Origin of the sequence: Spartinivicinus poritis (assembly GCF_028858535.1) — a bacterium.
GTDB lineage: Bacteria > Pseudomonadota > Gammaproteobacteria > Pseudomonadales > Zooshikellaceae > Spartinivicinus > Spartinivicinus poritis.
In genome coordinates this window covers 128,359-152,975 of the sequence record NZ_JAPMOU010000012.1, presented here as the reverse complement: position 1 = coordinate 152,975, position 24,617 = coordinate 128,359, and the positions used below count along the sequence as shown (strand labels likewise).

The following is a 24,617-nucleotide window of genomic DNA, read 5'->3' as shown; positions in this document are numbered from 1 at the left end:
TTTATCCATGTTGCTTCAACCCTAGCTTGGTTCTTGCGTCGGCAGGTGATAACAACCGCCCTCCCAGGCTGGTAACGATATTGGCTGCTCGCTCTACCAATTGCCCATTACTGGCAAATACTCCTTTATCCAAATACAGGTTGTCTTCCAAACCAACCCGCACATTGCCACCTAATAGCATTGACTGAGCCACCCAAGGCATTTGATTACGCCCCAAGGCAAAGGCTGTCCAGTTAGCATTATCTGGCAACATATTCACCATTCCGGTCATGACGCCAATGTCTGGGGGCGCCCCCCAGGGAATCCCATGACAGAGCTGAAACAAGGGTGGCGAATCAACCAACTCTTCTTTTAATAGCTGCAAGGCAAACCAGAGGTTACCAGTATCAAAAATTTCCAGCTCAGGCTTCACCCCCAAGGCTTGGATACGTTGAGCACCGATCCGAAGCATTTCAGGCGTTGCCACATACACTAAATTACTGTCACCAAAATTGAGGGAGCCACAATCCAACGTGCAGATTTCTGGCAGTAACGCTTCTACATGGGGCAGCCTGGCCATTCCCCCGACCAGATCAGTGCTTTCGGAAAAATCAGTGGGAGCTTCATCAGGCCCAAGGTAAAGATCGCCCCCCATGCCTGCCGTTAAGTTGATAACAATATCAGTGCTTTGCTCTCTAATCCGAGCTACGACTTCCTGATAAAGGGCGACATCACGGGATGCCTTACCGGTAGCAGGGTCGCGAACATGGATATGGGCAATCGCCGCACCGGCTTTAGCAGCTTCAATGGCATCATTGGCGATTTGGGCTGGGGTAATAGGAATAGCAGGATGTTTTCCTACGGTATCTCCAGAGCCTGTGACTGCACAGGTGATAATGACATCGTTATTCATGCTCAGGCGAATTCCTTCTAGTTATTTTTTGTCTGTTTTTTTATTTTGGCTTGTTATTGTTGTTGCATTGCTGTTGTTATTATTTATCAAGCTACCTTGCCCGCCCCAAGGATAATTGATATTAATCGAGTATAACTTGCCTAAAATCGACAAATATGACAATTTTAAGCAGGGTTTATCAATAATTGGTCAATTTATGACTGCCGGTCTTTACTTGGCGCTATGCCATATCGGCTGAGGTAGCTGCGGGAAAAGTGAGCTGATGAGCTAAAGCCACAAGCAACCGCAATATTGGTGACACTGCGGCTGGTTTGTTGTAATAAACACCTGGCTTGTTCTAGCCTGAGATTTCGATAATAGCTACCCGGTGTGGTCTGCAGATGCTTGCGAAATAGCCGTTCCAGCTCCCGATCAGAAATATGCACTTCAGCCGCCAGTGCCGGAATACTCAATGGCTCTTCTAGATTTCTGCGCATGATTTTAATGGCAGCAATTAACTTAGGATTAGTGGTGCCCAGCCGGGCTTGAAGAGATAACCGCTGGGGGTGCTCAGCGCTGCGTCGCTGACTGTAAATAAGCTGCTCGGCAATGGCGGAGGCCAAGTCCTGACCATGTTGACATTGCACCAAATGCAGCATCATATCTAAGCCGGAAAGCCCACCAGAGCAAGAAAATCGATTTCGATCAATTTCAAAAATATCATTGACCACTTTTACTTGAGGAAACATCTCAGCAAAGCTTTGCAGGTTTTCCCAGTGAATGGTGGCTCGGTAGTGATTCAATAATCCGGCACTGGCCAGAATATAACTTCCTGTATCCTGGGCGCCAATAAGGGCACCATGAGAGGCTTGTCTTCTAAGCCAACCCATCAGAGCCGGATTTACCTGGTGCTGGGGATCATATCCGGCACAGACAATCAGCATTTGGCAGTGATCAATATCATTAATTGTTCCATCCACCTGAACAGCAATCCGATCACTGGACTCAACCGACGTGCCAGTGACTGCTAGATTATTCCAGTCATATAGCACCTTACCACTGATGGTATTAGCCCAACGCAATGGGTCGACCAATGAAGAAAAACCTATCAGGGAAAAGCGTGGCAGCAGCAAATAGCTGACCTGTTGGGGCAGCTTATGAGGAGGGTCACCAAACATTCATTTTTCCTAAAAATTTGACGGTTTATATCAAATTAAAAGCGGAAAAGAGCAAAATCAAGTGAATTCCTTCTCCTATAGTGGTTTGCAAATAAATACAAATAGCCAACGGGATAAGCTGTCATGACCATAACCACCACTCTCAATCCCTTACTCACCCCCCAATCCATCGGTTTAATTGGCGCTTCCAATAAACCAGGGCTAGGTCATGATATGGTTGCCATGATTCAACAATCTGGCTTCAAGGGTGACATTTACCCCATAAACCCCCGTTACACAGAAGTCTGTGGCTTGCCCTGTTATGAAAGTCTGCAAGCTATCAGCAAACCGGTGGACTTAGCCGTGTTATGTATTGCCGCCCATCGAGCAGAAGCGCAGGTGGCAACTGCCATTGAGGCGGGGGTTAAAGCCATTGTGTTATTTGCTAATGCGGTATTAGCTGATGATTTAGAACCACCATTAGCCACACGGATTGCCGCCCAGTGCGAGGCCGCTGGAGTACCCTTACTAGGCCACAATGCGATGGGCTTTTATAACCATGATATCCAGCTACGGGTTTGCGGGTTTAAAGCACCCAATGATGCAACCCCTGGCCATATTGCCTTAATCACTCAGTCTGGTTCAGTCTTTAGCACCCTGGCCCATAACGACCCACAGCTTACATTCAACTTGGCCATTGCATCTGGTGCCGAAACCACGACTTGTGTAGCAGACTTTATCCTTTACGCCTTAAGCCAACCCACCACCCGAGTGATTGGTTTGTATGTTGAAACGATCCGTAAACCGGCTTTATTTATTCAGGCATTGCAGCAAGCAATCAGTCAGCGTATTCCGGTTGTCGCAATGAAAGTGGGTCGCAGTGAACTGGGGGCGCAGTTTGCGTTGAGCCATTCAGGGGGTATGGCTGGCGATGATGATGCCTTGCAAGCAGTGTTTGATCATTATGGGGTGGTTCGCGTATCGAGCTTGGATGAACTGGCCAATAGCTTACTGCTGTTTAGTCAATTTCCGTCTATTGCTAGCGGGGGGTTAATGGCCGTGGCTGACTCGGGGGGTGAACGCAACCTGCTAGCCGATGAAGCTGAAGCCATCTCCCTCCCCTTCGCAACCATGGAAGACACCACCCAAACCCAGTTGCAAGCGATTCAAGAGTTTGGCCAAACCGCTGATAACCCGTTAGACCCATGGGGAACCGGTTTAGATTTTGAGCGTATTTTTGGTGAGTCCTTGGCAATAATGATGCAGGACCCCAATGCAGCCATTGGTTTATTCAGCCAGGATATTCGTGATAATTATTTTCTAACTGATGGCCTGGTGGAAGCCATAAAAATCGCCCAAAAAACCACTAAAAAACCCATTGTATTTATGACCAATTTTAGTGGCTCTCGTCGCAGCAAAACCACTGAACGATTAAACCAATTAAATGTACCTGTGTTAACCGGCACTCGCCCTGCCCTATTAGCCATTAAACACTTATTCGATTTTAGGAATTTCCAATATTCATCTGTTAGCCAGCAAAAAGCTGCAACCTCTCAAATAAATACATCCCCTCAAACAAATACAACTATTGATGTATTAACCAAACAACACGTTATTCAAGAACATGATGCCCTGCTTTTATTAAAAGAATATGGTTTTCCAACCAATATCAGTTATGCCATCAATAATGTTCAAGCAATACGAAACTTACAGCACCAACTACCGTTTCCCGTGGTGTTAAAAACCGCTATGCCTGGTGTTCTGCATAAAGCTGATGTTGGTGGGGTTATCCTTAATTTAAAGGATATGAATGCATTACTTACTGCCTATCAGCAGTTATCAACCCAATTAGGGCCTGACGCACTGATTCAGCCTATGCAGTCTTTTGATCACGAGCTGATTTTTGGTATGAAAACTGATGACACCTTTGGCCCTATCATCATTATTGGTGCTGGGGGCATTTTGGCTGAATATTTAAATGATAAAATGTTCTTATTACCTTCCGCCTCACCAGCCGAGATAAAACATAAATTAACCCAGCTGAAAAGCTATCGCATTTTAACTGGTGTTCGCGGTAATCAATCCGCTAATATTGACGCTTTAATAGACGCTATTTACCAATTCTGTCAATTAGTCAATCAACTCGCAGGACAAGTCAAAGAAATTGATATCAACCCGGTCGTGGTTAATCAACAAGGAGTAGTGGCATTAGATGCCTTAATCGTTGCGTGAAAGATAGTCCAGCATCTAAGCTGATTAAGAATCAGTCAATAATGGGAGTATGCCTGGATGGGGTTTCAGTCCTTATGCGGCTTATTGCTTGCTACAGTATTAGCCATACCATTGTATGACTTTCGTATCCCACCAAATAAATTAATGGCTGGACAAAACCCAATTGATATTTTCAAAAAAATGTTACAGCTTAAGTTATCACCTCAAACGGTACCTAAAGCATAGTTTATTGAATAAAAACTTGCACATTGTTTAAACTGTATATATGCTTATCCATATATACAGATAAATACCCTCTTAATAATTGAGTGCCAGAAAAGCGGTTCAGTAACCAATGACTAATAAACCTTCGCTTTTTTTTAAATGTTTATCTGATGATACGCGACTGCAGTGCCTGATGTTGCTGTGCAGCCATGAGTCACTTTGTGTATGTGATTTAGCTGCAGCAATCAACATCTCTCAGCCTAAGGTCAGCCGTCACCTCGCCCAATTAAGAAGTTGTGGCTTGGTCGTGGATGAGCGGCGTGGGCAGTGGGTCTATTATGCACTCAACCCCTTAATGCCTGGCTGGATGAGTAACATCATCGCTGGCTTAAAACCTGTGTTTAATAAAGACCCAGGTTTTAAACAGGTTGCGCTAAGGGCTAAATGTTGTGCATCTCCCTATGCAAAAAGCTAGCGGATATGGGGTGGCAGGGTATTCAATCGCTGCTGTCGGGAACAGCTTTAGCTCTAAAGGCGAGGAATAGCCTACTACTCCATATCGGACACTAGACTTATTTTCGCGACAGTTTCTAAAAAGGAAAGGAGTAAGTAAATTCATTGTTTGATATGGAATAATCGTTATAAAAACTTTGTATTTTTGAGTCTTTAAATATATGGAATTACATATATCCATATTAAATAAAAAAGGAGAATAAACCATGAAACGATTACATATTCACCTCAATGTGAAAAACCTACAGCAAAGTGTTCAATTCTACAGTCAGTTGTTTGAGTCTGAGCCGACGGTTCTAAAGGCAGACTATGCTAAATGGCAATTGGATGATCCATTTGTTAATTTCGCCATATCAAATCACAGCCAACAGTTTGGTGTAGATCATTTAGGCCTTCAGGTGACAAACAATGAAGGACTGGAAAAGATAAAAACGGCAATGGAATTAGCTAACCAACCCATTGCTGCCCAACAAGATACTCATTGCTGTTACGCACGATCCAATAAATACTGGACAACGGACCCCGACGGTATTGCCTGGGAAGCATTTCACTCTATGGAAACCATTGCTACCTATCATGGGCAATCCAATAACGATGAGCCAAAAAACGCTAGTAAAAAACAATCCAGTTGTTGTGTATCTACAACCAGCGGCTGTTGTTAATCATATGGATTTATTTGCCATCTGAATAACTGAATATGAAAACAAACTCCGTTATTCAGTTGGTGTATTTTTACTTGGATCACTAAAGGGCATCTCTAGTAAGCTCATCGGCATAATCAAATAAAGCCGGTGCACCACCTGTATGCCAAAATAAGACGGTTTGTTGTTGGTCAAACTGTTTATTTCGAATCATATCAATTAATGCGCCCATTGCTCGCCCAGTATAAACAGGGTCTAATAAAATGCCTTCCGTTTGGGCTACTAGCTGAATAGCATCTCTTTCTAAATCACCCACTACGCCATAACCTGCTCCCTGATAATTGGTATTCAAGAAAAAATCTGACTCCGTGTAATGGGCTTGCTCCTTCGAAACAAGGGCATGAGTTTCATTGCTGAGTTGGGTTAAATAAGTTGTATAAGGCAATTCACCAGCCTCTCCTTTATCAATACCAATACCGATGATTTGTGTATTCAGTTGTAACAGTGACTTCCCTACCGTTAACCCTGCATGAGTTCCCCCTGAACTGGAAGCAAATACAATATGGTCAAACTCAATATCAAGATTACACTGTTGTTGGGATAACTCTTCTACAGCAAAAACAAAGGCGGCAGCACCGACAGCATTAGACCCACCATATGGAATCTCATAAGGTTTTTTTCCCTGTTTTGTTAATGCGTCAATTATTTGAGGAATTTGCTCACCTTTGCGCTGCTCACCAGACCAATGAATATTGGCACCCAATAATCGATCCAACAATAAGTTACCATTTACCTTGCTGGTCGCCTCTCCTCCTAGCACCAAATGGCAATCCAACCCCATTAATGCTGCTGCAGCTGCCGTTTGACGACAGTGGTTGGACTGAGGAGCACCTGCAGTGACCAGAGTGTCACAGCCTTGTTGCAACGCATCCGCAACGAGATACTCCAGTTTTCGAGTTTTATTACCTCCCAGCGCTAACCCAGTCTGATCATCTCGTTTAATAAAAATTCGAGGCCCCTTTAACTGGTTACTGAGCTGCTTTAATTCAACAACAGGTGTTGGGAAAAAACCAAGAGATGTGCGAGGCAGTGTTTGAGTTAACATATGAAACCTTAGTGCTTTATTAACGATAATAGATAGCCTACGTTTTGGGTATAAATTAAACTTTTTATCGGCTTTTTTAACTAGGTGTAAGAAAGGTATCATTACAACAAATACCTATTTATGATCACAAGCAAGAAATTTCAATCTACGGATTAATATGATTAATGAGAAAGTCAGCCCTTTGAATGCCACCATACTTGCCAATCTCCACTGCTTTGCTTGTACAGCTAAGCATATGAGCTTCACCCTAGCAGCCAAGGAACTTCACTTGACCCAAAGTGCTGTTAGCCATCGAATAAAAAACCTAGAGCAGCAATTAGGCTTTAATTTATTCTTAAGGTTTAATCGAAATATAGAGCTAACCGCAGAAGGCAAACAACTGCTTTCCGTCATAGGGCATTTTTTACATACAATAAATACCACTATTCAAGATATTCGACATCAAGATATCAGTGGTCACTTAACCTTATCTGCTCCTGCTTCATTTTCCATCAATTGGTTAGCCTCCCGTTTAGGCCAGCTTCAAGCCAGCTACCCCCAATTATCAATTGCTATTGAAACACCCAATAATCTGCGAAATTTTTTAACTGAAAATGTTGATGCCGCTATTTACTATGGTACAGGAAACTATCCTGGACTTTACGCTAAACAATTAATGACAGAGGTCCTGCAGCCCGTCTGTAGTCCTGAATATGCAGCAGAACATGATTTATATGGTCATCCAGACAATATTAAAAACTGCCTTATTTTTCATGACTCACAAGCTTGTCCAGAAACCGAGCACTATGATGAGTGGGAATATTGGCAACAGCAATCCGGTAATACATCTATAACAGCCTGTTGTCAGTATAGTTTTGATATGAGTGAAGCCGCTATTCAAGCAGCAGTCAATGGCCAGGGTATTGCGCTAGGTAGGCTCAACTTAATCAATAGTACTCTACAAGCTGGTCATCTGGTGACTCCTTTTGGTCAGTCAGTCACCGCTAAACATAGTTACTACTTTGTCTGTCATCCTGACCGAGTCAACCAGCCAACAATTAGTGCTTTAATCAACTGGTTATTACAAGAGGTAGAAAAAAACCAAACTATTCTTATACAACAATAAAACACAGATAAGCCTCTAAAACCTTGATGGTTAATGGTGCCTTTTATTAAAACACTCAGGCTAGATTGCAATTAGGAAATAACAGTATTACTTGAATATGAAAATTTTATATAAAATTTATATACGATTTTCAACTGACAAATATGCTAGATTGCTATCTTACATAAGGGTTCCCTTAGTAATGAGCTGTTAAGGGAAACAATTCTAAGTATCAAAATGCAGGAGTTTCGTAAATGACTAAAAAAGTTAAAGAACTTAAAAAAGAGCTTAAGCAAAGAAAAGCTAAAATGGAAAAGCATGCCAGTAAGATAAAAAAATTAAAGAAAAATCTTAAAAAAGCAGCTTAATTTCATAATGCTTTAATATTAGTAATGGTGTTTGTTTAACGTACAATCTTTGAACAAACACCAAGCAATAGGATCTGAACCTAAGGTTCGAGTGGTGAGCGCGCGGTTGCCTTATCACTTGCTTGAGCAAACCCAGTAAACAAATAAACTAGCTTACCACCATCCGTCACTTGCAACTCTCCCATTCCCTTCTCACATAGCTGATCTAATTGAGCTGTTGCTTGCTCTAAGGTACAGCCCGCTAACACAGCCACTTCAGCGGCAGTGACTTGACCTGCATTGGCCTGAATGGCAGTTAGAATGCGTTTTTCTAGACTCTCCTGCTCAATTTGCCTTAACTGCTTTCTATTCCTTATCACCATCCAGCTACCAATGATAATCATCAATAAAAAGGTAATCACAAAAGGTAAAGAAAACCCTTCTGAGTAGGGATTATCAAAATAAAACCAAATAAAAAAAGAAATGGCGAAAAAAAGACCACCAACCAGACTACAACACACACCAAGTGCAATAAAAATCCACTGTTTCATCTTTACCTACTAAACTCTCGGCTTGGTAGTAAACCACTCATTTCCACGGCAGTTGTTTTCAAACCAATTAGCCAACACTGGAAACGCCTGTTGCCAGTGTAATTCACTATGACGAAATGATAAATAGTCGCAGCAACAGCCTAAAAATACATGAGCGATAGTTGGAGAGTCAGGCAATACTCTAATGGCCTGCTCTAGCTCTATTAAGCTGCGTTGGATCCCATGGCTAAACCGCGTCAACCAAAATGCCGACTGGCACTGTTGCTCTTTTCTCAGTTTTTCTTGCTGATAAGCCACTGCCAACTCCAACCCCCCCTTTGTTAAGGTAAAAAATCGGCGTAGTGACCAATTATTATCCATTGTTTGATGTAATGTGTTCTCTCCCCAATGCCGATCCAAATAATCACATATTAGCTCACTATCCATCAAAGCCTGCTGATCATCAATGATTAAACAAGGCACCTTTCCTAAAGGATTAGCATGTAACAGGAGTGGCTCATTGTTAAATGGGTGGCTGATGGTTTCCTTGACATTATCTATTGCTAACTGACGTATAACGATGCGTACCGCCCGCGCAAATGGTGAAGCATCACTATAGAGTAATTCCATTAACTTATTCCTTGACAAATATCGGTATTGTTTTAAAAGCTAGAGCCGGGTTGCTTTAAAAATGCCAGCTCTTCAGGTGTCGACTGACGACCTACTATTTGATTACGATGAGGGTAGCGACCAAATCGTTCAATAATGACCTTATGTTCTAGCTCAAATGTTAAATTGCTTTCTAAACCTGACTGACTGAATAACTTAACCGCTTGCTCATGAATCACTAACGACTCACTGTGCATGTAAGGCATATATAAAAATGCACGTTGCTGAGTGGGCAGCCGGGTATCCCACTGCAATAAAACTGCCTCCTGAGCTAATACAATAGCCATTGGGTCCCAATGAAAAGCTTCAGGTTTATTACGGAAAATATTGCGTGAAAATTGATCAACAATAATCACCTCAGCTAAACGCCCTTCCACTTCATTACGCCAATGGTACAGTTCACCTTGCACTGCTTGAGTATGTATTGGTAAAAAGCGGTCCCTGATTAACTGATCAAAATTATCGTCTTTTGTCCACCACTGCTGTGGCGTGATTTCATTGAACCAAAAGTCAATAATGTGCGTGTATGTTGTATTTTTCATAGTGTTAGGATGGTCTAATTAACGGCTTATGGTTTATACTGCTAGTATTGCGTATCAATCTCCTCTACAGCAAGCAGACTGTCATAAAAACAGCTGGGCAAGCAAAGACACCTCTAATAATTGGCTGATCTTAACCATTTAAAGCTAAAATAATAAACAACTGAATAAATATCATTCCTACCCTAAGGCAAGATACCAACTGTCGTACATGGCTTATCCAACTTTGAGCTATGCTAGTAAGAAGTACTAAAACAAAGCAATAGCCCCCGGCCCAGGAGACTAGGGAAAATAAAGTCAGCTACGATTAACTCCTTACTAAAAAGACTGAAAGGGATGCTTTGATGGATTTTTCAATTTATAAAAAAGAACAAAATGTTGTTATTTCCTTAAAAGAACACTTTGATGCAAAAGTGTCACGAAAGCTGAAATATATCTTTGACCAATTAGCAAATAAAATTACTGATGATGTTTTAGTCAACCTGAGACCTGTACTATTTATGGACTCTACAGGGATTGGTACTATTATCCACATGCATAAAATTTTAAAAGCAAAACAAAAACGTATTTTTATTATAGGGGCTGAAGGACAACCGCTAGGCTTACTCACTATGTTGAAAGTTAATCGTGTTATCCCTTGCTTGCAAACCATGGACGACTATCAGATTCATTACGCTAACACCCCCCCTCAACTTAAACCCACTGAGTCTATAGCAAAAGCTGAAGTACCTAAGCAATCACAAGAAGCCACACACCAAGACCAACAACCAGCAACGCCAACAGGTGAAGAGGAAACACAACATAAAGAAAGTAAAAAAATAACTGACCAGCGAGAAGATAATATTGAAGATTTAATTTAAGCCAAAAACGGCTACCATACAACCAAAATCAAGAGTCGTTCAGTTTACATATTTTTGGTGAATTTTTTGTAAAATACCTTTATCTTTTATAGCCATTAAACCCTGCCGGAGCTTATTGACTAACGTATCGTCTGTGTCTTTATTAAAGGCCATATAATAGCCCTCTGGAGATAACTCAGCAAAAAAATAAGCTTGGCGTAATAATTTATCTGGAGCATACCCCATACTTTTACATATATAATAAGCAACCATTTCATTCATTGCCCATAAATCAATGCGTTTATTAACCAACATAGTCAAACCACGTTTATAATCGTAATAACTGATTATGTTGACATTTTTTTTAAAACCTTTTTGCAACAAATACTGCTCACGAACACTTTCACGAAAGGTACCCACCAAAAATTGCTTCGCTTCTTCTAACTTGTTAAGTTGAATATCAGCTCGCTGCTTTAAAGCAAACAAATAAAACTTTGCTGGTGCAACCACCCCTACCCATTTAAAAAGCTTTTCTCGCTTTTCATTGCGACCTATGGAATAAATTAAAACATTAGGCTTGGTCAACGCCGTTTTATATGCCCTGACCCAAGGGTAGGAGCGAAAATCCGCGTTAATCTTTAACTCAGCAAGCACAGCTTTAACGACTTCTGTACTCATACCTGTAATTTCATGATTGTCTGTGTAGTTATAGGGGGGGAACTCTTCTGTCACGACTTGCAAAATACTCTCTTCAGCCCAGCCTATTACAGCACAAGCATATATCACCACCCCCAAAAACCTGGCTAGAGGCTTTTTCATTTGGTTACCACTATGGTTTCGCAACACTACCAGACAGTAAAGCACAGCCTCCAACGATGGTAAAACTGGACTCTCTTTACCATGTTAACTATAGCGAGGCACTAAATAGCGAAAAGCATATGGGTTTTCAGTCACAGGCACATCAGCTAATTGCTTTCCATCCCGACTTATATCACGAGGGGTAAGGTTAGAAAGCGGTTTTGTTGAAAAAGACTCCATTTGATGAATAAAAATGGGCATCACAGCCACAGGTGTCAATGGCTTCGTTAGTATTTGGCCCCGCTCATCAGCAAAGAATATATTGGCCCGTGGATGAGGACGAATCAGTCGATAGTCAGCAAACAAGACTTCATTATCAGGTAACTCTGTTAATGCTTCAATATTCATTCGAAAGTGAGTTAACCTACCATTGTCTGAGTTGAACTCAGTATATGGCTTTTGGCAGCACCCCTCACCAAACAAGCCATTGGCTTCTGCTATCAACCGATCCCGTAGTTCTGCAACTGTCGTCTGTTTCCCTCCTACCCCTTTACGACGCCAATGTAATTGAATCTTAGCTACAATACCGGGCTGCTCAGCTAGCAATGCCTTGGAATATAAAGGTACTTGTCGATAAGCCTGTAGTAAAACAACTGTTGGTTGACCGGGTGACGACAAATACTTATGCATATGTCGCCTTATTTTGAAAGGCAATTTTAACATAGCCTCTTTAAGCGACATTTTCAGTTGATTAAACTGCTTCAATTGTAGGAAGCAGTCTGCATCAATACTCACCACACCACTTAAACGTTTAGTTGAAACAATACTTTGCTCATCAGCTTTATAAAAATCAGTCAATAGATTTATCAAGGCACGCTTTGTCGTCTCATGAGTTGAGTCTAACTGCTTAACCTCTAGACTCTCAGGTACTTCACTGGCTTCTCTAATAGGGATTTCACAAGCTGTATGAATAGTGAATTGAGTACTTTTGAGCAGCTGCTGTTTCAGCTGATCACCAAAGCGCTCCAAAGTGTGAAACCTTTCCCCTACAATTTCCCGTTGCAACGCTTCCTTCTCAGTAAATGTGGGAGTTCTCATCTTTGTTTGTTCGCTGTTTTGATTTTATTGGATGTTAACTGAGTGTGTTAGGATGGTCTAAAATTATTGACCTGTCAATAATTTCGACATATATACAATCTTTCATGTCGTATGTTTTTTTAAACTAAAATTGATTATTAATTATGCAAAACATTCTTGATAAGTAGTGCTTCTCTCTCACTTCAAGCGCTTGTTAGTTAACATTATTTATTTTATCTTTATAACACTTGATGAAAAAACAGACTAAAAATGAGCTATAAAAGTCATCTCACTGTCTAAAATTGTTTAGCTATTTACAATAAAATATGCAAAATATTTCACTTAATTGATTAAAATTACCCTACTCTGTTTGCAGATTTCCAACTACGTCAGCTTCTGGTCTCTTTAATTTGGTATATTCACTAAACCTACTCCCTCTGATGAGTAATTAACGGACTTAATTTGAACTGCTGGTGTGAAGAGGTCTTTTTAGCAGTGGATACTACAGTAAAACGGAAGCAAGGCAGGCCGCCTAAATCACCTGAAGAACAGGCTGCCATCAGAAGTAAAATCATTGGCGTTGCCAAAGAACTTTTTATTAATGAGGGCGTAGATCAAGTCTCGGTCAGAAAAATCGCCGCTCGTGTTGGGTGTACGCCAAGAACCCTCTATTATTACTTTGAAAACAAACGGTCATTATTGCATTTTATCTGGGTAGATATTTTTTCTCAGTTAAGTGATTTTGCAGTGGATCAGCAAGAAAATGCGGACTCCATCAATAAAATTAAATCATTGCTAATGGCTTATGCTCAATATTGGCTAAAGCACCCTGACCATTTTCGTGTTGTATTTTCTATTGAAGAGCTAAATTCAACGCCTGATCAAGATGAACAAGCCAACGAAATCATAATGCAATCGCAGTATTTCACAGCACTTTTCAACGAAATCAAAAAATGCTGTGACTCACAAACATTTGCAGAATCTGATCACACATTAATTGGTCAAACCCTACTATGTGGAGTTCAAGGCATTGTAAGCAACCTGCTTACTATCAAACAAATGAAGTGGGCACCAGCAGAGCAGCTCTTAGAGCTACAAATTCGCTGCATGCTGACAGGGCTAAAGTTCAACCAATAAAATGATCATACCGCTTAATCTGGCAAACAACCCATACAACAGCTTTAATTAAGTCTTTGTTTGTTATGGGTTCACTTTGCTAGAAACGAGTGGGAATGCAGGCTGGCTAGGTTGACTGAAAATTAAAGACGTCAAGAATTCAGGCACCAAGATCTGCCAACTAATTGTCATGAGCTCACATTATTAAATATAAAATACCTGACAAGCCGCCTACGCTTCATCAAGCAGGGGATCTCGGTTTGGTCTGACCAACACCGTCTCAGCCACACTGCCTACCGTTACTTTTCCTAGCTCTTGGTAACCAAGAGAGCTGTAAAACGACAAGTAGCGACTATTTCCTGTATCCAGTACAACCCCTTCAGAGCCCTGGTCAGTTTCACATAGACTGTCCACAGCCTCCATTAATAAACGTCCATACCCCTGATGCTGCCATTTTGGATTAATTCCCACTAATGGTACTCGATAAAACCGCTTATCCGCTAAGAGGGCAGCCACTTCTTTTCGATAATTAATAAATCGCTCAGCAGCCTGCAAACCAACAGACAGCATTAGCCGCCAACGCCAGCGTAATGACTCAAATAATTCTACTTGGTGATCAGGGGTTGAAACAAAAGCAAAGCCCGCTAGCCGCTCCCCCCTCATCACACCAATAACTGGCTGATTTTCAGCAAAATGTACTTTAATAAGCTCTCTAATTAGTGCACGTACACGCTGCGAATAGTTTGGCTTGGAGTCATCCATTAAATAACGAATTGAAGGTTCTTCAAGATAGGCGTGGTAAAGCATCGAGCGCGCTTCACGACTAAAGTTTTCATCAATGTATACAATCCTTGTCAGTTGGTCTTCCACATTCAGTTGAAGGGCGTACTCTGTCATTGACTCCTCCATTGACTTTAAACAGTCAATATCATTCTTATTATCTTTCCTGTGCAAATACCTTCTTGGCTATCGTTGCGCTGACTATATTGTGGCAACTGCATCCTAAGCAGATGAAAGTCATAAAGCGTTTATTGTTAACCTTCTTACCTTATTGCATATGGATTATGATCTTTTGTTTGTCTCATTATTGACTCGATTATTTGCACCATATCACGGCAATCAACCAATGCCAACTACTTCACAATAAGCAAACCTTATCAGCTTCTAAAATAATCCAATTGCCTTCATTTCTTCACTGCTAACGACTATTTACAGTGTTAGGCTAAGTTGCTATTAAGGTAGTATTTTTTATCTAGAATTGTATTTAAAAGGTTTTCAATGAAAGTCATATCATTTAATGTCAATGGTATCCGTGCCCGGCTTCACCAATTAAAAGCTCTTATAGAATCTCATCAACCTGACGTGATTGGCTTACAAGAAATCAAGGTTAGTGACGAACAATTCCCTTTATCCAGCATTCAAGAACTTGGTTATGAGGTTAGCTATTATGGTGAGAAATCACACTATGGTGTTGCCTTACTCAGCAAAACACCGTTAACCAATGTTGTTAAAGGCTTCCCCTATTATCCGTCAGATGAGCAACAAAGACGATTTATCGCCGCCGACTACTCTCACCCTGAAAAAGGCAAAGTCACAATTATTAATGGCTATTTTCCCCAAGGAGAAAGTCGCAATCACCCAACCAAGTTTCCTGCCAAACAACAGTTTTACGCAGATCTATTAAAATATGTCACTGAGCACCATACACCCAGTGACTCCTTAATTATCATGGGCGATATGAATGTCTCTCATACTGATCTTGATATTGGTATTGGTGCCGACAATGCCAAACGCTGGTTGAGAACAGGCAAGTGTAGTTTTTTACCTGAAGAGCGGGAATGGCTGCAAACGCTTTTAGACTGGGGATTACAGGACAGCTTTCGTCAATTAAATCCCACCGATAACAGCCACTTTAGCTGGTTTGATTATCGCAGCCGTGGCTTTGAACGGGAGCCAAAGCGTGGCTTGCGAATCGACCTTATTTTAGCTTCTGCTTCACTGATGAGTCAGTGCCATGATGTAGGCATTGATTACACCATTCGGAGTATGGAAAAACCCTCCGATCACTGTCCTATCTGGGCAACCTTTTAAGCCACTAATACTGTCGCCTATTGCTGTCAAACCTCAAGCTTAGGCGGCTTCTGTGGTTTCCTCTTATACGACTATTGCCAAGTAACAGTAAACATCATGACGATAAAATGACCAACTTATAATAATTAGTTAACGCTTTACAACAGCTTTTGCTACTCTGGAAAAAGCGTAAGGAAAAATACAACACTTACTTCAGGGATGTCGCGCCAGGTGGTTTGTAGTAACTGAGGCATTCTATGAATTTGAGCAAGATAGACTTGAACCTGTTTGTTGTTTTTGATGCTATCTATTCTGAGGCAAACCTGACTCGAGCAGGTCATATTCTGGGAATCACTCAACCCGCCGTCAGTAACGCACTTGCCCGACTTCGTGAAACCTTTGACGACCCTCTGTTTATTCGCACTTCTCAAGGCATGGTGCCAACGCCAATGGCGCAAAATATCATCGCGCAAGTGCGTCAGGCTCTGAGCTTATTGCGTACCAGTATTCAGCACTGTGACTCTTTTGAGCCAGCAGAAGCAGATAAGCTTTTCCGATTAAGCATCGGCGACTTGAACGAAGCTATTTTACTGCCTCGCTTATTTACCAAACTACAAGAAATAGCGCCTCACTTAAATATAGAAACACAGCCCATTTCCCCTAGAGAAACCACTAAAGAACTTGCCTCTGGCCGATTAGACTTCGCCATTGATGCCCCGCTTAACTTCGACCCTCAGGTGAAACATCAAAAGCTATTTGAAGATAATTACGTTTGCGTGGTGAGGGAGGGCCACCCTGTCTTGAATAATGGCGGACTATCGTTAGACCACTATCTGGAGCTTAACCACATACAAATTTTGCCCCGCTTTGGTCAGGCTGATGAAGTTGACACCGTGTTAGGTCGCTTAGGTATTCAGCGAAACGTAGTATTCACTGCCCAACACTATTTAGTAGCGCCTTTAGTCATTCGCAAGTCAGATCTGGCGATGACGGTTCCAGAACGCTTTGCCCGAGCCCAACAAAATATTCGTATTTTGCCTTTACCCTTTGAGGAGTTCCCTACCATGGAGGTACACCTCTACTGGCATGAGAGTACTGATGAAGACTCTGCAAATGTATGGATGCGTTGCTGTATCCTGGATTTATGTGAAGCGATAGATCACCAGCCAGCCATCTAAAAAATACATTACTCAATCAGTTTTTTATGAACCGACACTTTACGTTTACGTAAAGGTAATCTATATTCTAATTCAATATAGTCATGTGTTAAGCACTGCCTGCTGTATAGGTTTTGGAATAACCTTTATGTCTACTACTTATAGTATTTCTGAGCTTGCTAAGGAGTTTGCGGTAACCACCCGCACTATTCGCTTTTATGAGGATAAAGGGCTGCTAATGCCTATGCGGCAAGGACAAGTCCGGGTTTATAGCAATAAAGATCGTGTTCATTTAAAGCTGATTCTGCGTGGCAAGCGGCTGGGCTTTAGCCTGGATGAGTGTCAGGAACTGATTGAGATGTACACACCTGGCTCCAGCAATATCAAGCAAATCCAAGCCTTACTGGACAAGATTGCCGCTAAACGCCAGCAGCTTAACCAGCAATTTAAGGATATTGCAGCACTACAGCAGGAATTAGATACAGCAGAGCAACGCTGCTTGGATGCATTAAAAAGTACTGATTCTTCACAGTAGCAATGAAAACCATTCAGAGTAAGCGTTTAAGTATAGGAAAGTCGGGCATTCTTCCACCGCACAAGGAAGGCCATCCCTGGCCTCTTGTGCTAAAGCGATATCATATCGCAGTTACAGAACCCCCGCCCCTCCTATCCCCCTTGAGGGAGTCGCGAAAGGGTGTTGAAAATAAGTCTAGTGTCCAATATGGAATAACAGGATATTCTTCCGCCGCTCTTGAAGTGCCATCCCTGGCCCATCAAGAGCTAAAGCGACTTCCTTGTCGCAGCTACAGAACATCCCGTTACCCCATGTCCGCTAGTTTTTGCGACAGCCTTCCTTAGCACAGTGATGTGCTCTAAATAAAAAGCAAAAAGTATTCGTACTTTCTTGAAATGTAAGGGTATTTAAACATGAGCATTGTGTACCACAGCCTTAATTTTAATCTGGGTGAAACCCTGGATATTCTCCGCCAGCAAATCCATCAATTTGCTCAAACTAAGATTGCTCCTCTCGCCGCGGATATCGATCGCGATAATGCCTTCCCTAACAGCCTTTGGCCCAAACTTGGTGAGTTGGGTCTGCTGGGCATTACTGTTGAAGAGTCCCTAGGTGGCAGTGGCATGGGGTATTTAGCCCATGCTTTGGCGATGGAGGAAATTTCACGAGCGTCTGCTTCAGTGGGACTCAGCTACGGCGCTCACTCCAACCTCTGCGTTAACCAAATTCGACGTAATGGTACGGAAGAGCAAAAAGCGAAATACCTGCCTAAATTAATTTCCGGTGAGCATATTGGCGCCCTAGCCATGAGTGAGCCTGGTGCTGGCTCCGATGTAGTGAGTATGCAGCTCAAAGCCAAGCAGGAAGGTGATCACTTTATTTTAAATGGCACCAAAATGTGGATCACCAACGGCCCCGATGCCCACACCTATGTGATTTACGCGAAAACTGCACCCGATAAAGGCTCAAAAGGAATCTCTGCTTTCATTGTTGAACGGAATACTCCTGGGTTTAGCCAGGCTCAGAAGCTGGATAAGTTAGGGATGCGCGGCTCGAATACCTGCGAGCTGGTATTTGATAACTGCAAAGTGCCTACCGCCAATATTCTTGGCAAGCTTAACGAAGGCGTTAAGGTATTGATGAGTGGCTTGGATTATGAGCGGGTCGTTTTAGCTGCAGGCCCTGTGGGCATTATGCAAGCCTGCATGGATATCGTGGTGCCCTATGTTCATGAACGTAAGCAGTTTGGCCAAGCCATTGGTGAGTTTCAGTTGATCCAGGGCAAACTGGCGGATATGTATACCACCCTTAATGCTTGTCGCGCTTATCTTTATGCCGTAGCTGCCGCCTGTGACCGGGGTGAAACCACTCGTAAGGATGCAGCGGGTATCATTCTCTATTGCGCAGAAAAAGCCACCCAAATGGCTTTAGATGCCATCCAGATTCTCGGTGGTAATGGTTATATCAACGAATATCCCACTGGCCGACTATTACGAGATGCCAAGCTTTATGAGATCGGTGCCGGCACTTCCGAAATCCGGCGGATGCTGATTGGTCGTGAACTGTTTGAAGAAACCCGTTAAGCGAGGCAATTATGGCACGACTCAAGTCCTTGCTGAATACAGATTCAGACGACTATCGAGCAAACTACGATGCAATGCATCAACAGGTGATGAAACTACGTCATTTAGTTGCCACCATTAAGCAAGGTGGTGGTGAGGCTGCTCAAGCTAAGCAAAAGGCTAAAGGTAAGCTGCTGGTACGAGAGCGAATTGATTTACTGCTAGACCATGACAGCCCCTTTCTGGAAATCAGCCAGCTGGCCGGCTATCAAGTGTATGACGAGCCTGTTCCCGCGGCTGGGGTGGTTGCTGGCATCGGCAAGGTTCAACAGCAGCTCTGTATGATTGTCGCTAACGATCCAACGGTAAAAGGCGGTACCTACTACCCACTCACCGTTAAAAAGCATTTGCGAGCCCAAACCATTGCCGCAGAAAACCGCCTGCCTTGTATTTACCTAGTGGATTCCGGTGGTGCCAACCTGCCCCGCCAGGCTGAAGTATTTCCTGATCGCGAACACTTTGGCCGAATCTTCTTTAATCAGGCAAGGATGTCTGCCGCCGGTATTCCTCAGTTAGCCGTCGTAATGGGCTCTTGCACCGCAGGTGGTGCCTATGTCCCCGCAATGGCCGATGAAAGCATCATCGTTAAACAGCAAGGGACTATTTTCCTGGCTGGTCCACCACTGGTTAAAGCCGCAACAGGTGAAGAGGTATCCGCAGAAGACCTGGGCGGTGCGGATGTTCATTGCCGTACCTCTGGGGTGACGGACCATTATGCTGAAAATGATGATCATGCGCTGGCTTTAGCCAGGCAATCGGTTGCTTCATTCAATCAGTCAAAATTGACCAACCCTCCCCACCCAATAAAGCCACCTCAATACAGTGCCGAAGAGCTATATGGGGTGATTCCCACCGACACTCGCAAACCCTTTGATATCAAAGAAGTCATTTGCCGCATCGTTGATGACTCAGATTTCACTGAGTTCAAGTCCCTGTATGGGAGTACTTTGGTCTGCGGCTTTGCCCACATTATGGGCTACCCGGTTGGGATCATTGCGAATAACGGTGTGCTGTTTTCTGAAAGCGCTCTAAAAGGCACTCACTTTATTCAGCTTTGCCAGCAACGGCAGATTCCACTGCTGTTCTTGCAAAACATCACGGGATTTATGGTGGGCCAAAAATATGAGTCAGAAGGCATTGCCAAGCACGGGGCAAAAATGGTCAATGCAGTAGCCTGCGCCAACGTACCTAAGCTAACCGTCATTATTGGGGGGAGTTATGGTGCAGGAAACTATGGCATGTGCGGCCGTGCTTATGACCCTCGCTTGCTATGGATGTGGCCCAATGCCCGAATTGGCGTAATGGGTGGTGAGCAAGCGGCTGGTGTACTCACTCAGGTGAAAGCCGCTGCCATGGCAAAACGGCAGCAGGACTGGCCTGATCCTGAACAAGCCACCTTTAAAGCAGAAGTCAGCGCCGAATATGACAAACAAGCTCACGCTTATTATGCCAGTGCACGCTTATGGGATGACGGCGTCATTGATCCAAAAGACACCCGAACAGTGGTAGGGCTTGGCCTGGCCGCAGCCTACCAAGCCAACTCAGCTGCACCTGTTTCAACCTCTACTCCAACCACAACCCGCAATACTTTCGGTATTTTCAGAATGTAAATAAGGTCAGAAGATAAAAAGGATAGTGACCATGAATTCCGTTGACCTCAGTGCCACTCGCTTTCTTCAAGTCAATCCGCTGGCTCAAGGCGCAATTGAGCTAGTACTTAACCGCCCAGAAGTGCACAACGCCTTTAATGATGAAATGATTGCAGAGCTGCAGGCAGTATTTAATCAATTAGCCCACGATGACCAAGTACGCTCGCTCATTCTCAAAGCCAATGGCCGCCATTTCAGTGCCGGGGCAGACCTTGGCTGGATGCGCCGAATGGCCAACCACAGCTACCAGGACAACCTGCAAGATGCCAGTGAACTGGCCAAAATGCTGCAAGCTCTCAATGAGTTTCCCAAACCCACTATCGCAATCGTTCAGGGAGCCGCCTATGGTGGTGCGGTTGGCCTAGTCGCCTGCTGCGATATGGTCATTGCCACCCCCAAAGCCCAGTTTTGCTTAAGTGAAGTCAAGTTAGGCCTGGTACCTGCGGTCATCAGTCCTTATGTGATTCAAGCGATGGGGGCACGGGCGGCCCGCCGCTATTTTTTAAGTGCGGAAACCATCGATGTAGAAACTGCAGAGCAACTTGGGTTGGTTCATTTAGTTGCTCAACCGGAAGAGCTGCCAGCCATTACTGAACGGCTCTGCCAACGTTACTCCAGCAACGGCCCTGAAGCCATGAAAGCGGCTAAGCAGCTGATCCATCAAGTGGTTAACATGCCCATAGGGCCTGCCTTAACTGAATACACTCAACAGCTGATTGCGGATATTCGAGCCTCAGCTGAAGGCAAAGAAGGCTTGAGCGCCTTTTTAGAAAAGCGTAAGCCGGCTTGGCAGGAGGAAAGCCAGCATGTTTAAGCGAGTTCTGATTGCCAACCGAGGAGAAATCGCTTGCCGGATTATTCATACCGCTCAAGCCATGGGTATCCAGTGCGTGGCTGTCTACTCAGAGGCAGACCGTCACAGCCGCCATGCCCAACTCGCGGATCAAGCCATTTGGATTGGCCCAGCCCCCAGCCGAGACAGCTACCTCAATCAACAAGCCATCCTTAATGCTGCCCAGCAAACCAATGCTGAAGCAATTCACCCTGGCTATGGCTTTCTCGCTGAAAATGCTGAATTTGCGGCTGCTTGTGAGCAAGCTGGTATTCGGTTTATTGGTCCACCAGCCAATGCCATTCGCTTAATGGGCTCTAAACAACAAGCCAAGCAGCTGATGGAAAAAGCTGGTGTCCCGGTTATGCCTGGCTACCACCAAGCCGACCAGCAGCAAGCTACCCTACTCAATGCCGCCAAACAAATTGGCTTTCCAGTATTACTGAAAGCAGCGGCTGGTGGTGGTGGCAAAGGGATGCGTGTGGTTAGTGCAGAAAAGGAATTTGCCAGTGCTTATCAGAGTGCTAAGCGAGAAGCCAAAGCCAGCTTTAGCGATGACACCCTGATAGTTGAAAAGTATCTGGCTGAGGCACGCCATGTGGAAATACAAGTATTTTGTGATAGCCAAGGCAGCGGGGTGTATCTATTTGAACGGGATTGCTCTATCCAACGTCGCCACCAAAAAATTATTGAAGAAGCCCCTGCTCCAGGGTTAGGCCCATCGCTCCGACAACAAATGGGCCAGGCAGCATTAGCCGCTGCTCAAGCAATTAACTATGTTGGGGCAGGTACAGTTGAGTTTTTGCTGGCTGCTGATGGTCAATTTTACTTTATGGAAATGAACACCCGGCTCCAGGTAGAACACCCAGTGACCGAAATGATCACCAGCACTGATCTGGTTGCCTGGCAATTAGCAGTGGCTTGTGGAGAGCCTTTACCTGTTGCCCAAAGTGAATTAGCTATTGATGGTCATGCCATTGAAGTCAGACTGTACGCTGAGGACCCGCAAAACAATTTTTTACCGGCTACTGGCCCAATACTTCACCTGGAATGGCCAGAGCCTCAGCCCTATTTGCGAGTTGAGCATGGCCTCACTCAAGGGGACAGGATTGGCGTTCACTATGACCCCATGTTAGCCAAACTGGTTACTTGGGGAGAAACCCGGCTTCAAGCCATTCAGCGCATGGAACAAGCCCTGGACCACACGACTCTACTGGGGCTTACCCATAATCGTGCATTTTTGCTGGCAGTCCTAAATAGTCAATGGTTTGTTGAAGGGCTATACCATACTCACCTTCTTAACCAGCAGCTGCCTAGCTTGCTTCAAGCCAGCGCTGATCCATTACAGCAAGCATTAGTACTGGTCACTCTATTTCAGTTAATCCCTGAAGCCAGTCAACAAACCTCTCCTACCTGCAATCCGTGGGCTAACCAAGCACCCTGGCGTTGTAACTATCAGGCAGAGTCTACTTTTCACTGGCTGGTGGACCAGCAGCCTATGGCCGTTCATGTGAAATGGCTAAGTGATAGACAGTGGGAATTAACTATTGGCGCTGACAAATACCATTGCCAGGGTAAACGGCAACAGCATCAACTCATCGCTCAGCTGAACTCAAAAATGGTGAGTGCCACCATTACCAGCACAGACAGCCAATATTGGCTTCATATCGAGCAGCAAGATTGGTGCATAGAGCAACCACCCAGCCTTCTCAATAACCCCTCAGCTGCGAGCCCCCATGACCAGGCATTAGTAGCCCCCATGCCAGGCTCGGTTGTTTCAGTGCTGGTAACCACAGGCCAGCAGGTGGAGCAAGGGCAGCCTTTGATGGTGCTGGAAGCGATGAAAATGGAGCACACCATTCATGCCCCTTCTGCAGGATCAGTGGATGCCATTTACTTCAAGGCAGGCGACTTAGTGAGTGAAGGCACTGATTTGCTGGCTTTACATGTGGAAGAAGCCAACCAAAAGGAGCCTGCTAATGCCTAAAGAAGCTGTCCGTATCGTTGAAGTAGGCCCTCGGGATGGTTTGCAGAACGAGCCAACCCCGGTCTCAGTAGCCACTCGCATCGCTTTGATTGAAGACCTAGTAGCAGCAGGTATTCGGCACATTGAATGCGGCAGCTTTGTTTCGCCCAAATGGGTGCCTCAGATGGCCAATACAACTGAGGTTTGTCAGCAGCTTAAGCGCCAACCTAACACGATTTACAGCACCCTTACGCCCAATATGAAAGGTTTGGAGCAAGCCATTGAAGCCAAAGTCAACGAAATTGCCGTGTTTGGCGCAGCCTCAGAAACCTTCTCCCAAAAAAACATCAACTGCTCGATTGCTGAAAGTCTGCAGCGCTTTGACCCAGTGGCAAAGCAGGCCAAGCAACAAGGACTACGAGTAAGAGGCTATGTTTCCTGTGTGGTGGGCTGTCCTTATGAAGGGAATATCTCACCCGCCCAAGTAGCCCCAGTCGTTCAGCAGCTGCTGGACCTCGGCTGTGATGAAATATCACTGGGTGACACCATCGGTATTGGCACACCAGCCAAAATAAAGCCATTACTGGATTTGGTAATACCTATTACCGGAACTGGTAAATTAGCGGTTCATTTTCACAATACTTACGGTCAGGCATTGGTCAATATTTACCAAGCCCTGAATCAAGGAATACGAATTGTGGATAGTGCTATCGCCGGGTTAGGAGGCTGTCCCTATGCGAAAGGTGCCAGTGGTAATGTCGCAACTGAAGATGTGACTTATCTGGTTGAGTCATTAGGCTTTGCTACAGGCCTACAGCTGCCTAAGCTGATTGACATTAGTCAGCGGTTATGCCATCAACTAGGGCGCGCTAACCGCTCCAATGTCGCCCAGGCGATGAGTGTTACCCTTTGAAAATAGTTACCCTCTTAACCGAGGCTGTCGCAAAAGAGTACAGAAAGTCAATTTAGTGTCCGATATGGAATAACAGGATATTCTTCCGCCGCTCTTGAAGTGGCATCCATGCCTTAGCTACAGAACACCCTGTCACCCCATATCCGCTAGCTTTTGCGACAACCACTTGCCC

Annotated in this window: 24 protein-coding genes; 15 read left to right on the top strand and 9 right to left on the bottom strand. The window is 44.0% G+C overall.

The annotated features are described in order from the left end of the window. Nucleotide 1 precedes the first annotated feature (1 nt). Both ORQ98_RS11815 and ORQ98_RS11810 read right to left on the bottom strand, forming a co-directional pair. Entirely contained in the window at nt 2–892 is an 891-nt protein-coding gene (locus tag ORQ98_RS11815) for a beta-keto acid cleavage family enzyme (RefSeq protein WP_274689012.1), read from the bottom strand. Between the two features lie 194 nt (nt 893–1,086). Further along, complete coding sequence (locus ORQ98_RS11810; protein WP_274689011.1) at nt 1,087–2,049, bottom strand: GlxA family transcriptional regulator; 963 nt, start codon at nt 2,047–2,049, stop codon at nt 1,087–1,089. Nucleotides 2,050–2,172: 123 nt separating this feature from the next. Between ORQ98_RS11810 and ORQ98_RS11805 the strand changes: the two genes are divergently transcribed. The 4 genes from ORQ98_RS11805 (at nt 2,173) to ORQ98_RS11790 (ending at nt 5,639) form a co-directional block, all read left to right on the top strand. Further along, nucleotides 2,173–4,260, top strand: a complete 2,088-nt coding sequence (locus ORQ98_RS11805; protein WP_274689010.1) for an acetate--CoA ligase family protein — start codon at nt 2,173–2,175, stop codon at nt 4,258–4,260. A 57-nt stretch (nt 4,261–4,317) separates the two neighbouring features. Then, the gene (locus ORQ98_RS11800; protein ID WP_274689009.1) at nt 4,318–4,485 is read left to right on the top strand and encodes a hypothetical protein; all 168 of its coding nucleotides are present in this window, start codon (nt 4,318–4,320) and stop codon (nt 4,483–4,485) included. A 109-nt stretch (nt 4,486–4,594) separates the two neighbouring features. Then, the gene (locus ORQ98_RS11795) at nt 4,595–4,939 is read left to right on the top strand and encodes an ArsR/SmtB family transcription factor (RefSeq protein ID WP_274689008.1); all 345 of its coding nucleotides are present in this window, start codon (nt 4,595–4,597) and stop codon (nt 4,937–4,939) included. Nucleotides 4,940–5,183: 244 nt separating this feature from the next. After that, the gene (locus ORQ98_RS11790; protein WP_274689007.1) at nt 5,184–5,639 is read left to right on the top strand and encodes an ArsI/CadI family heavy metal resistance metalloenzyme; all 456 of its coding nucleotides are present in this window, start codon (nt 5,184–5,186) and stop codon (nt 5,637–5,639) included. 82 nt (nt 5,640–5,721) lie between these two features. Here ORQ98_RS11790 and ORQ98_RS11785 read toward each other — a convergent pair whose 3' ends face one another. Then, on the bottom strand, nt 5,722–6,723 hold the full coding sequence (locus ORQ98_RS11785) for a D-cysteine desulfhydrase family protein (protein WP_274689006.1): 1,002 nt from the start codon (nt 6,721–6,723) through the stop codon (nt 5,722–5,724). 157 nt (nt 6,724–6,880) lie between these two features. Between ORQ98_RS11785 and dsdC the strand changes: the two genes are divergently transcribed. After that, nucleotides 6,881–7,828 (top strand): DNA-binding transcriptional regulator DsdC, encoded by a 948-nt coding sequence (gene dsdC, locus ORQ98_RS11780; protein WP_274689005.1) that lies wholly within the window; start codon nt 6,881–6,883, stop codon nt 7,826–7,828. 427 nt (nt 7,829–8,255) lie between these two features. Here the strand turns inward: dsdC and ORQ98_RS11775 are convergent, their stop codons facing one another. The 3 genes from ORQ98_RS11775 to ORQ98_RS11765 are packed head-to-tail and all read right to left on the bottom strand — an operon-like array spanning nt 8,256 to nt 9,895. Next, entirely contained in the window at nt 8,256–8,705 is a 450-nt protein-coding gene (locus ORQ98_RS11775) for a hypothetical protein (RefSeq protein WP_274689004.1), read from the bottom strand. 9 nt (nt 8,706–8,714) lie between these two features. After that, the gene (locus ORQ98_RS11770; protein WP_274689003.1) at nt 8,715–9,314 is read right to left on the bottom strand and encodes a glutathione S-transferase family protein; all 600 of its coding nucleotides are present in this window, start codon (nt 9,312–9,314) and stop codon (nt 8,715–8,717) included. A 32-nt stretch (nt 9,315–9,346) separates the two neighbouring features. Then, nucleotides 9,347–9,895 (bottom strand): DUF924 family protein, encoded by a 549-nt coding sequence (locus ORQ98_RS11765; protein WP_274689002.1) that lies wholly within the window; start codon nt 9,893–9,895, stop codon nt 9,347–9,349. 341 nt (nt 9,896–10,236) lie between these two features. On the opposite strand from ORQ98_RS11765, the gene ORQ98_RS11760 reads away from it, so the two are divergent. Next, nucleotides 10,237–10,752: an STAS domain-containing protein gene (locus ORQ98_RS11760; RefSeq protein WP_274689001.1), complete on the top strand. Its 516-nt coding sequence runs from the start codon at nt 10,237–10,239 to the stop codon at nt 10,750–10,752. Between the two features lie 39 nt (nt 10,753–10,791). On the opposite strand, the gene ORQ98_RS11755 is transcribed toward ORQ98_RS11760, so the two are convergent. Together ORQ98_RS11755 and ORQ98_RS11750 are read right to left on the bottom strand one after the other, a co-directional pair. Beyond that, nucleotides 10,792–11,550: a substrate-binding periplasmic protein gene (locus ORQ98_RS11755; RefSeq protein ID WP_274689000.1), complete on the bottom strand. Its 759-nt coding sequence runs from the start codon at nt 11,548–11,550 to the stop codon at nt 10,792–10,794. A gap of 84 nt (nt 11,551–11,634) precedes the next feature. Further along, nucleotides 11,635–12,627: a DNA replication terminus site-binding protein gene (locus ORQ98_RS11750; RefSeq protein ID WP_274688999.1), complete on the bottom strand. Its 993-nt coding sequence runs from the start codon at nt 12,625–12,627 to the stop codon at nt 11,635–11,637. A 474-nt stretch (nt 12,628–13,101) separates the two neighbouring features. Here ORQ98_RS11750 and ORQ98_RS11745 point away from each other — a divergent pair, with 474 nt between their 5' ends. Continuing rightward, on the top strand, nt 13,102–13,743 hold the full coding sequence (locus ORQ98_RS11745; RefSeq protein WP_274688998.1) for a TetR/AcrR family transcriptional regulator: 642 nt from the start codon (nt 13,102–13,104) through the stop codon (nt 13,741–13,743). A gap of 210 nt (nt 13,744–13,953) precedes the next feature. On the opposite strand, the gene ORQ98_RS11740 is transcribed toward ORQ98_RS11745, so the two are convergent. Further along, nucleotides 13,954–14,619 carry a GNAT family N-acetyltransferase gene (locus tag ORQ98_RS11740; RefSeq protein WP_274688997.1) on the bottom strand — a complete coding sequence of 222 codons (666 nt, stop codon included), beginning with the start codon at nt 14,617–14,619 and terminating at the stop codon, nt 13,954–13,956. A 381-nt stretch (nt 14,620–15,000) separates the two neighbouring features. Here ORQ98_RS11740 and xthA point away from each other — a divergent pair, with 381 nt between their 5' ends. From xthA to ORQ98_RS11700, 8 genes are all read left to right on the top strand, one after another. Beyond that, complete coding sequence (xthA, locus tag ORQ98_RS11735) at nt 15,001–15,813, top strand: exodeoxyribonuclease III (RefSeq protein ID WP_274688996.1); 813 nt, start codon at nt 15,001–15,003, stop codon at nt 15,811–15,813. A gap of 236 nt (nt 15,814–16,049) precedes the next feature. Beyond that, nucleotides 16,050–16,970, top strand: a complete 921-nt coding sequence (locus ORQ98_RS11730) for a LysR family transcriptional regulator (protein WP_274688995.1) — start codon at nt 16,050–16,052, stop codon at nt 16,968–16,970. 127 nt (nt 16,971–17,097) lie between these two features. Next, nucleotides 17,098–17,484 (top strand): MerR family transcriptional regulator, encoded by a 387-nt coding sequence (locus ORQ98_RS11725; protein WP_274688994.1) that lies wholly within the window; start codon nt 17,098–17,100, stop codon nt 17,482–17,484. Between the two features lie 392 nt (nt 17,485–17,876). Continuing rightward, entirely contained in the window at nt 17,877–19,046 is a 1,170-nt protein-coding gene (locus ORQ98_RS11720) for an isovaleryl-CoA dehydrogenase (protein ID WP_274688993.1), read from the top strand. 11 nt (nt 19,047–19,057) lie between these two features. Continuing rightward, a complete protein-coding gene (locus ORQ98_RS11715) occupies nt 19,058–20,695 on the top strand; it encodes a carboxyl transferase domain-containing protein (RefSeq protein ID WP_274688992.1) in 1,638 nt (545 codons plus the stop codon). A gap of 31 nt (nt 20,696–20,726) precedes the next feature. Further along, nucleotides 20,727–21,548 (top strand): enoyl-CoA hydratase/isomerase family protein, encoded by an 822-nt coding sequence (locus ORQ98_RS11710; RefSeq protein WP_274688991.1) that lies wholly within the window; start codon nt 20,727–20,729, stop codon nt 21,546–21,548. Continuing rightward, the gene (locus ORQ98_RS11705) at nt 21,541–23,553 is read left to right on the top strand and encodes an acetyl/propionyl/methylcrotonyl-CoA carboxylase subunit alpha (protein ID WP_274688990.1); all 2,013 of its coding nucleotides are present in this window, start codon (nt 21,541–21,543) and stop codon (nt 23,551–23,553) included. Before ORQ98_RS11710 ends, ORQ98_RS11705 begins: the two co-directional genes overlap by 8 nt. After that, a complete protein-coding gene (locus ORQ98_RS11700) occupies nt 23,546–24,445 on the top strand; it encodes a hydroxymethylglutaryl-CoA lyase (RefSeq protein WP_425347682.1) in 900 nt (299 codons plus the stop codon). Before ORQ98_RS11705 ends, ORQ98_RS11700 begins: the two co-directional genes overlap by 8 nt. Nucleotides 24,446–24,617 lie beyond the last annotated feature (172 nt).

Coding starts and splice junctions, on each gene's coding strand:
- ORQ98_RS11815 (WP_274689012.1), bottom strand. CDS start 892: ATGAATAACGATGTCATTATCACCTGTGCAGTCACAGGCTCTGGAGAT.
- ORQ98_RS11810 (WP_274689011.1), bottom strand. CDS start 2,049: ATGTTTGGTGACCCTCCTCATAAGCTGCCCCAACAGGTCAGCTATTTG.
- ORQ98_RS11805 (WP_274689010.1), top strand. CDS start 2,173: ATGACCATAACCACCACTCTCAATCCCTTACTCACCCCCCAATCCATC.
- ORQ98_RS11800 (WP_274689009.1), top strand. CDS start 4,318: ATGGGGTTTCAGTCCTTATGCGGCTTATTGCTTGCTACAGTATTAGCC.
- ORQ98_RS11795 (WP_274689008.1), top strand. CDS start 4,595: ATGACTAATAAACCTTCGCTTTTTTTTAAATGTTTATCTGATGATACG.
- ORQ98_RS11790 (WP_274689007.1), top strand. CDS start 5,184: ATGAAACGATTACATATTCACCTCAATGTGAAAAACCTACAGCAAAGT.
- ORQ98_RS11785 (WP_274689006.1), bottom strand. CDS start 6,723: ATGTTAACTCAAACACTGCCTCGCACATCTCTTGGTTTTTTCCCAACA.
- dsdC (WP_274689005.1), top strand. CDS start 6,881: ATGATTAATGAGAAAGTCAGCCCTTTGAATGCCACCATACTTGCCAAT.
- ORQ98_RS11775 (WP_274689004.1), bottom strand. CDS start 8,705: ATGAAACAGTGGATTTTTATTGCACTTGGTGTGTGTTGTAGTCTGGTT.
- ORQ98_RS11770 (WP_274689003.1), bottom strand. CDS start 9,314: ATGGAATTACTCTATAGTGATGCTTCACCATTTGCGCGGGCGGTACGC.
- ORQ98_RS11765 (WP_274689002.1), bottom strand. CDS start 9,895: ATGAAAAATACAACATACACGCACATTATTGACTTTTGGTTCAATGAA.
- ORQ98_RS11760 (WP_274689001.1), top strand. CDS start 10,237: ATGGATTTTTCAATTTATAAAAAAGAACAAAATGTTGTTATTTCCTTA.
- ORQ98_RS11755 (WP_274689000.1), bottom strand. CDS start 11,550: ATGAAAAAGCCTCTAGCCAGGTTTTTGGGGGTGGTGATATATGCTTGT.
- ORQ98_RS11750 (WP_274688999.1), bottom strand. CDS start 12,627: ATGAGAACTCCCACATTTACTGAGAAGGAAGCGTTGCAACGGGAAATT.
- ORQ98_RS11740 (WP_274688997.1), bottom strand. CDS start 14,619: ATGACAGAGTACGCCCTTCAACTGAATGTGGAAGACCAACTGACAAGG.
- xthA (WP_274688996.1), top strand. CDS start 15,001: ATGAAAGTCATATCATTTAATGTCAATGGTATCCGTGCCCGGCTTCAC.
- ORQ98_RS11730 (WP_274688995.1), top strand. CDS start 16,050: ATGAATTTGAGCAAGATAGACTTGAACCTGTTTGTTGTTTTTGATGCT.
- ORQ98_RS11725 (WP_274688994.1), top strand. CDS start 17,098: ATGTCTACTACTTATAGTATTTCTGAGCTTGCTAAGGAGTTTGCGGTA.
- ORQ98_RS11720 (WP_274688993.1), top strand. CDS start 17,877: ATGAGCATTGTGTACCACAGCCTTAATTTTAATCTGGGTGAAACCCTG.
- ORQ98_RS11715 (WP_274688992.1), top strand. CDS start 19,058: ATGGCACGACTCAAGTCCTTGCTGAATACAGATTCAGACGACTATCGA.
- ORQ98_RS11710 (WP_274688991.1), top strand. CDS start 20,727: ATGAATTCCGTTGACCTCAGTGCCACTCGCTTTCTTCAAGTCAATCCG.
- ORQ98_RS11705 (WP_274688990.1), top strand. CDS start 21,541: ATGTTTAAGCGAGTTCTGATTGCCAACCGAGGAGAAATCGCTTGCCGG.
- ORQ98_RS11700 (WP_425347682.1), top strand. CDS start 23,546: ATGCCTAAAGAAGCTGTCCGTATCGTTGAAGTAGGCCCTCGGGATGGT.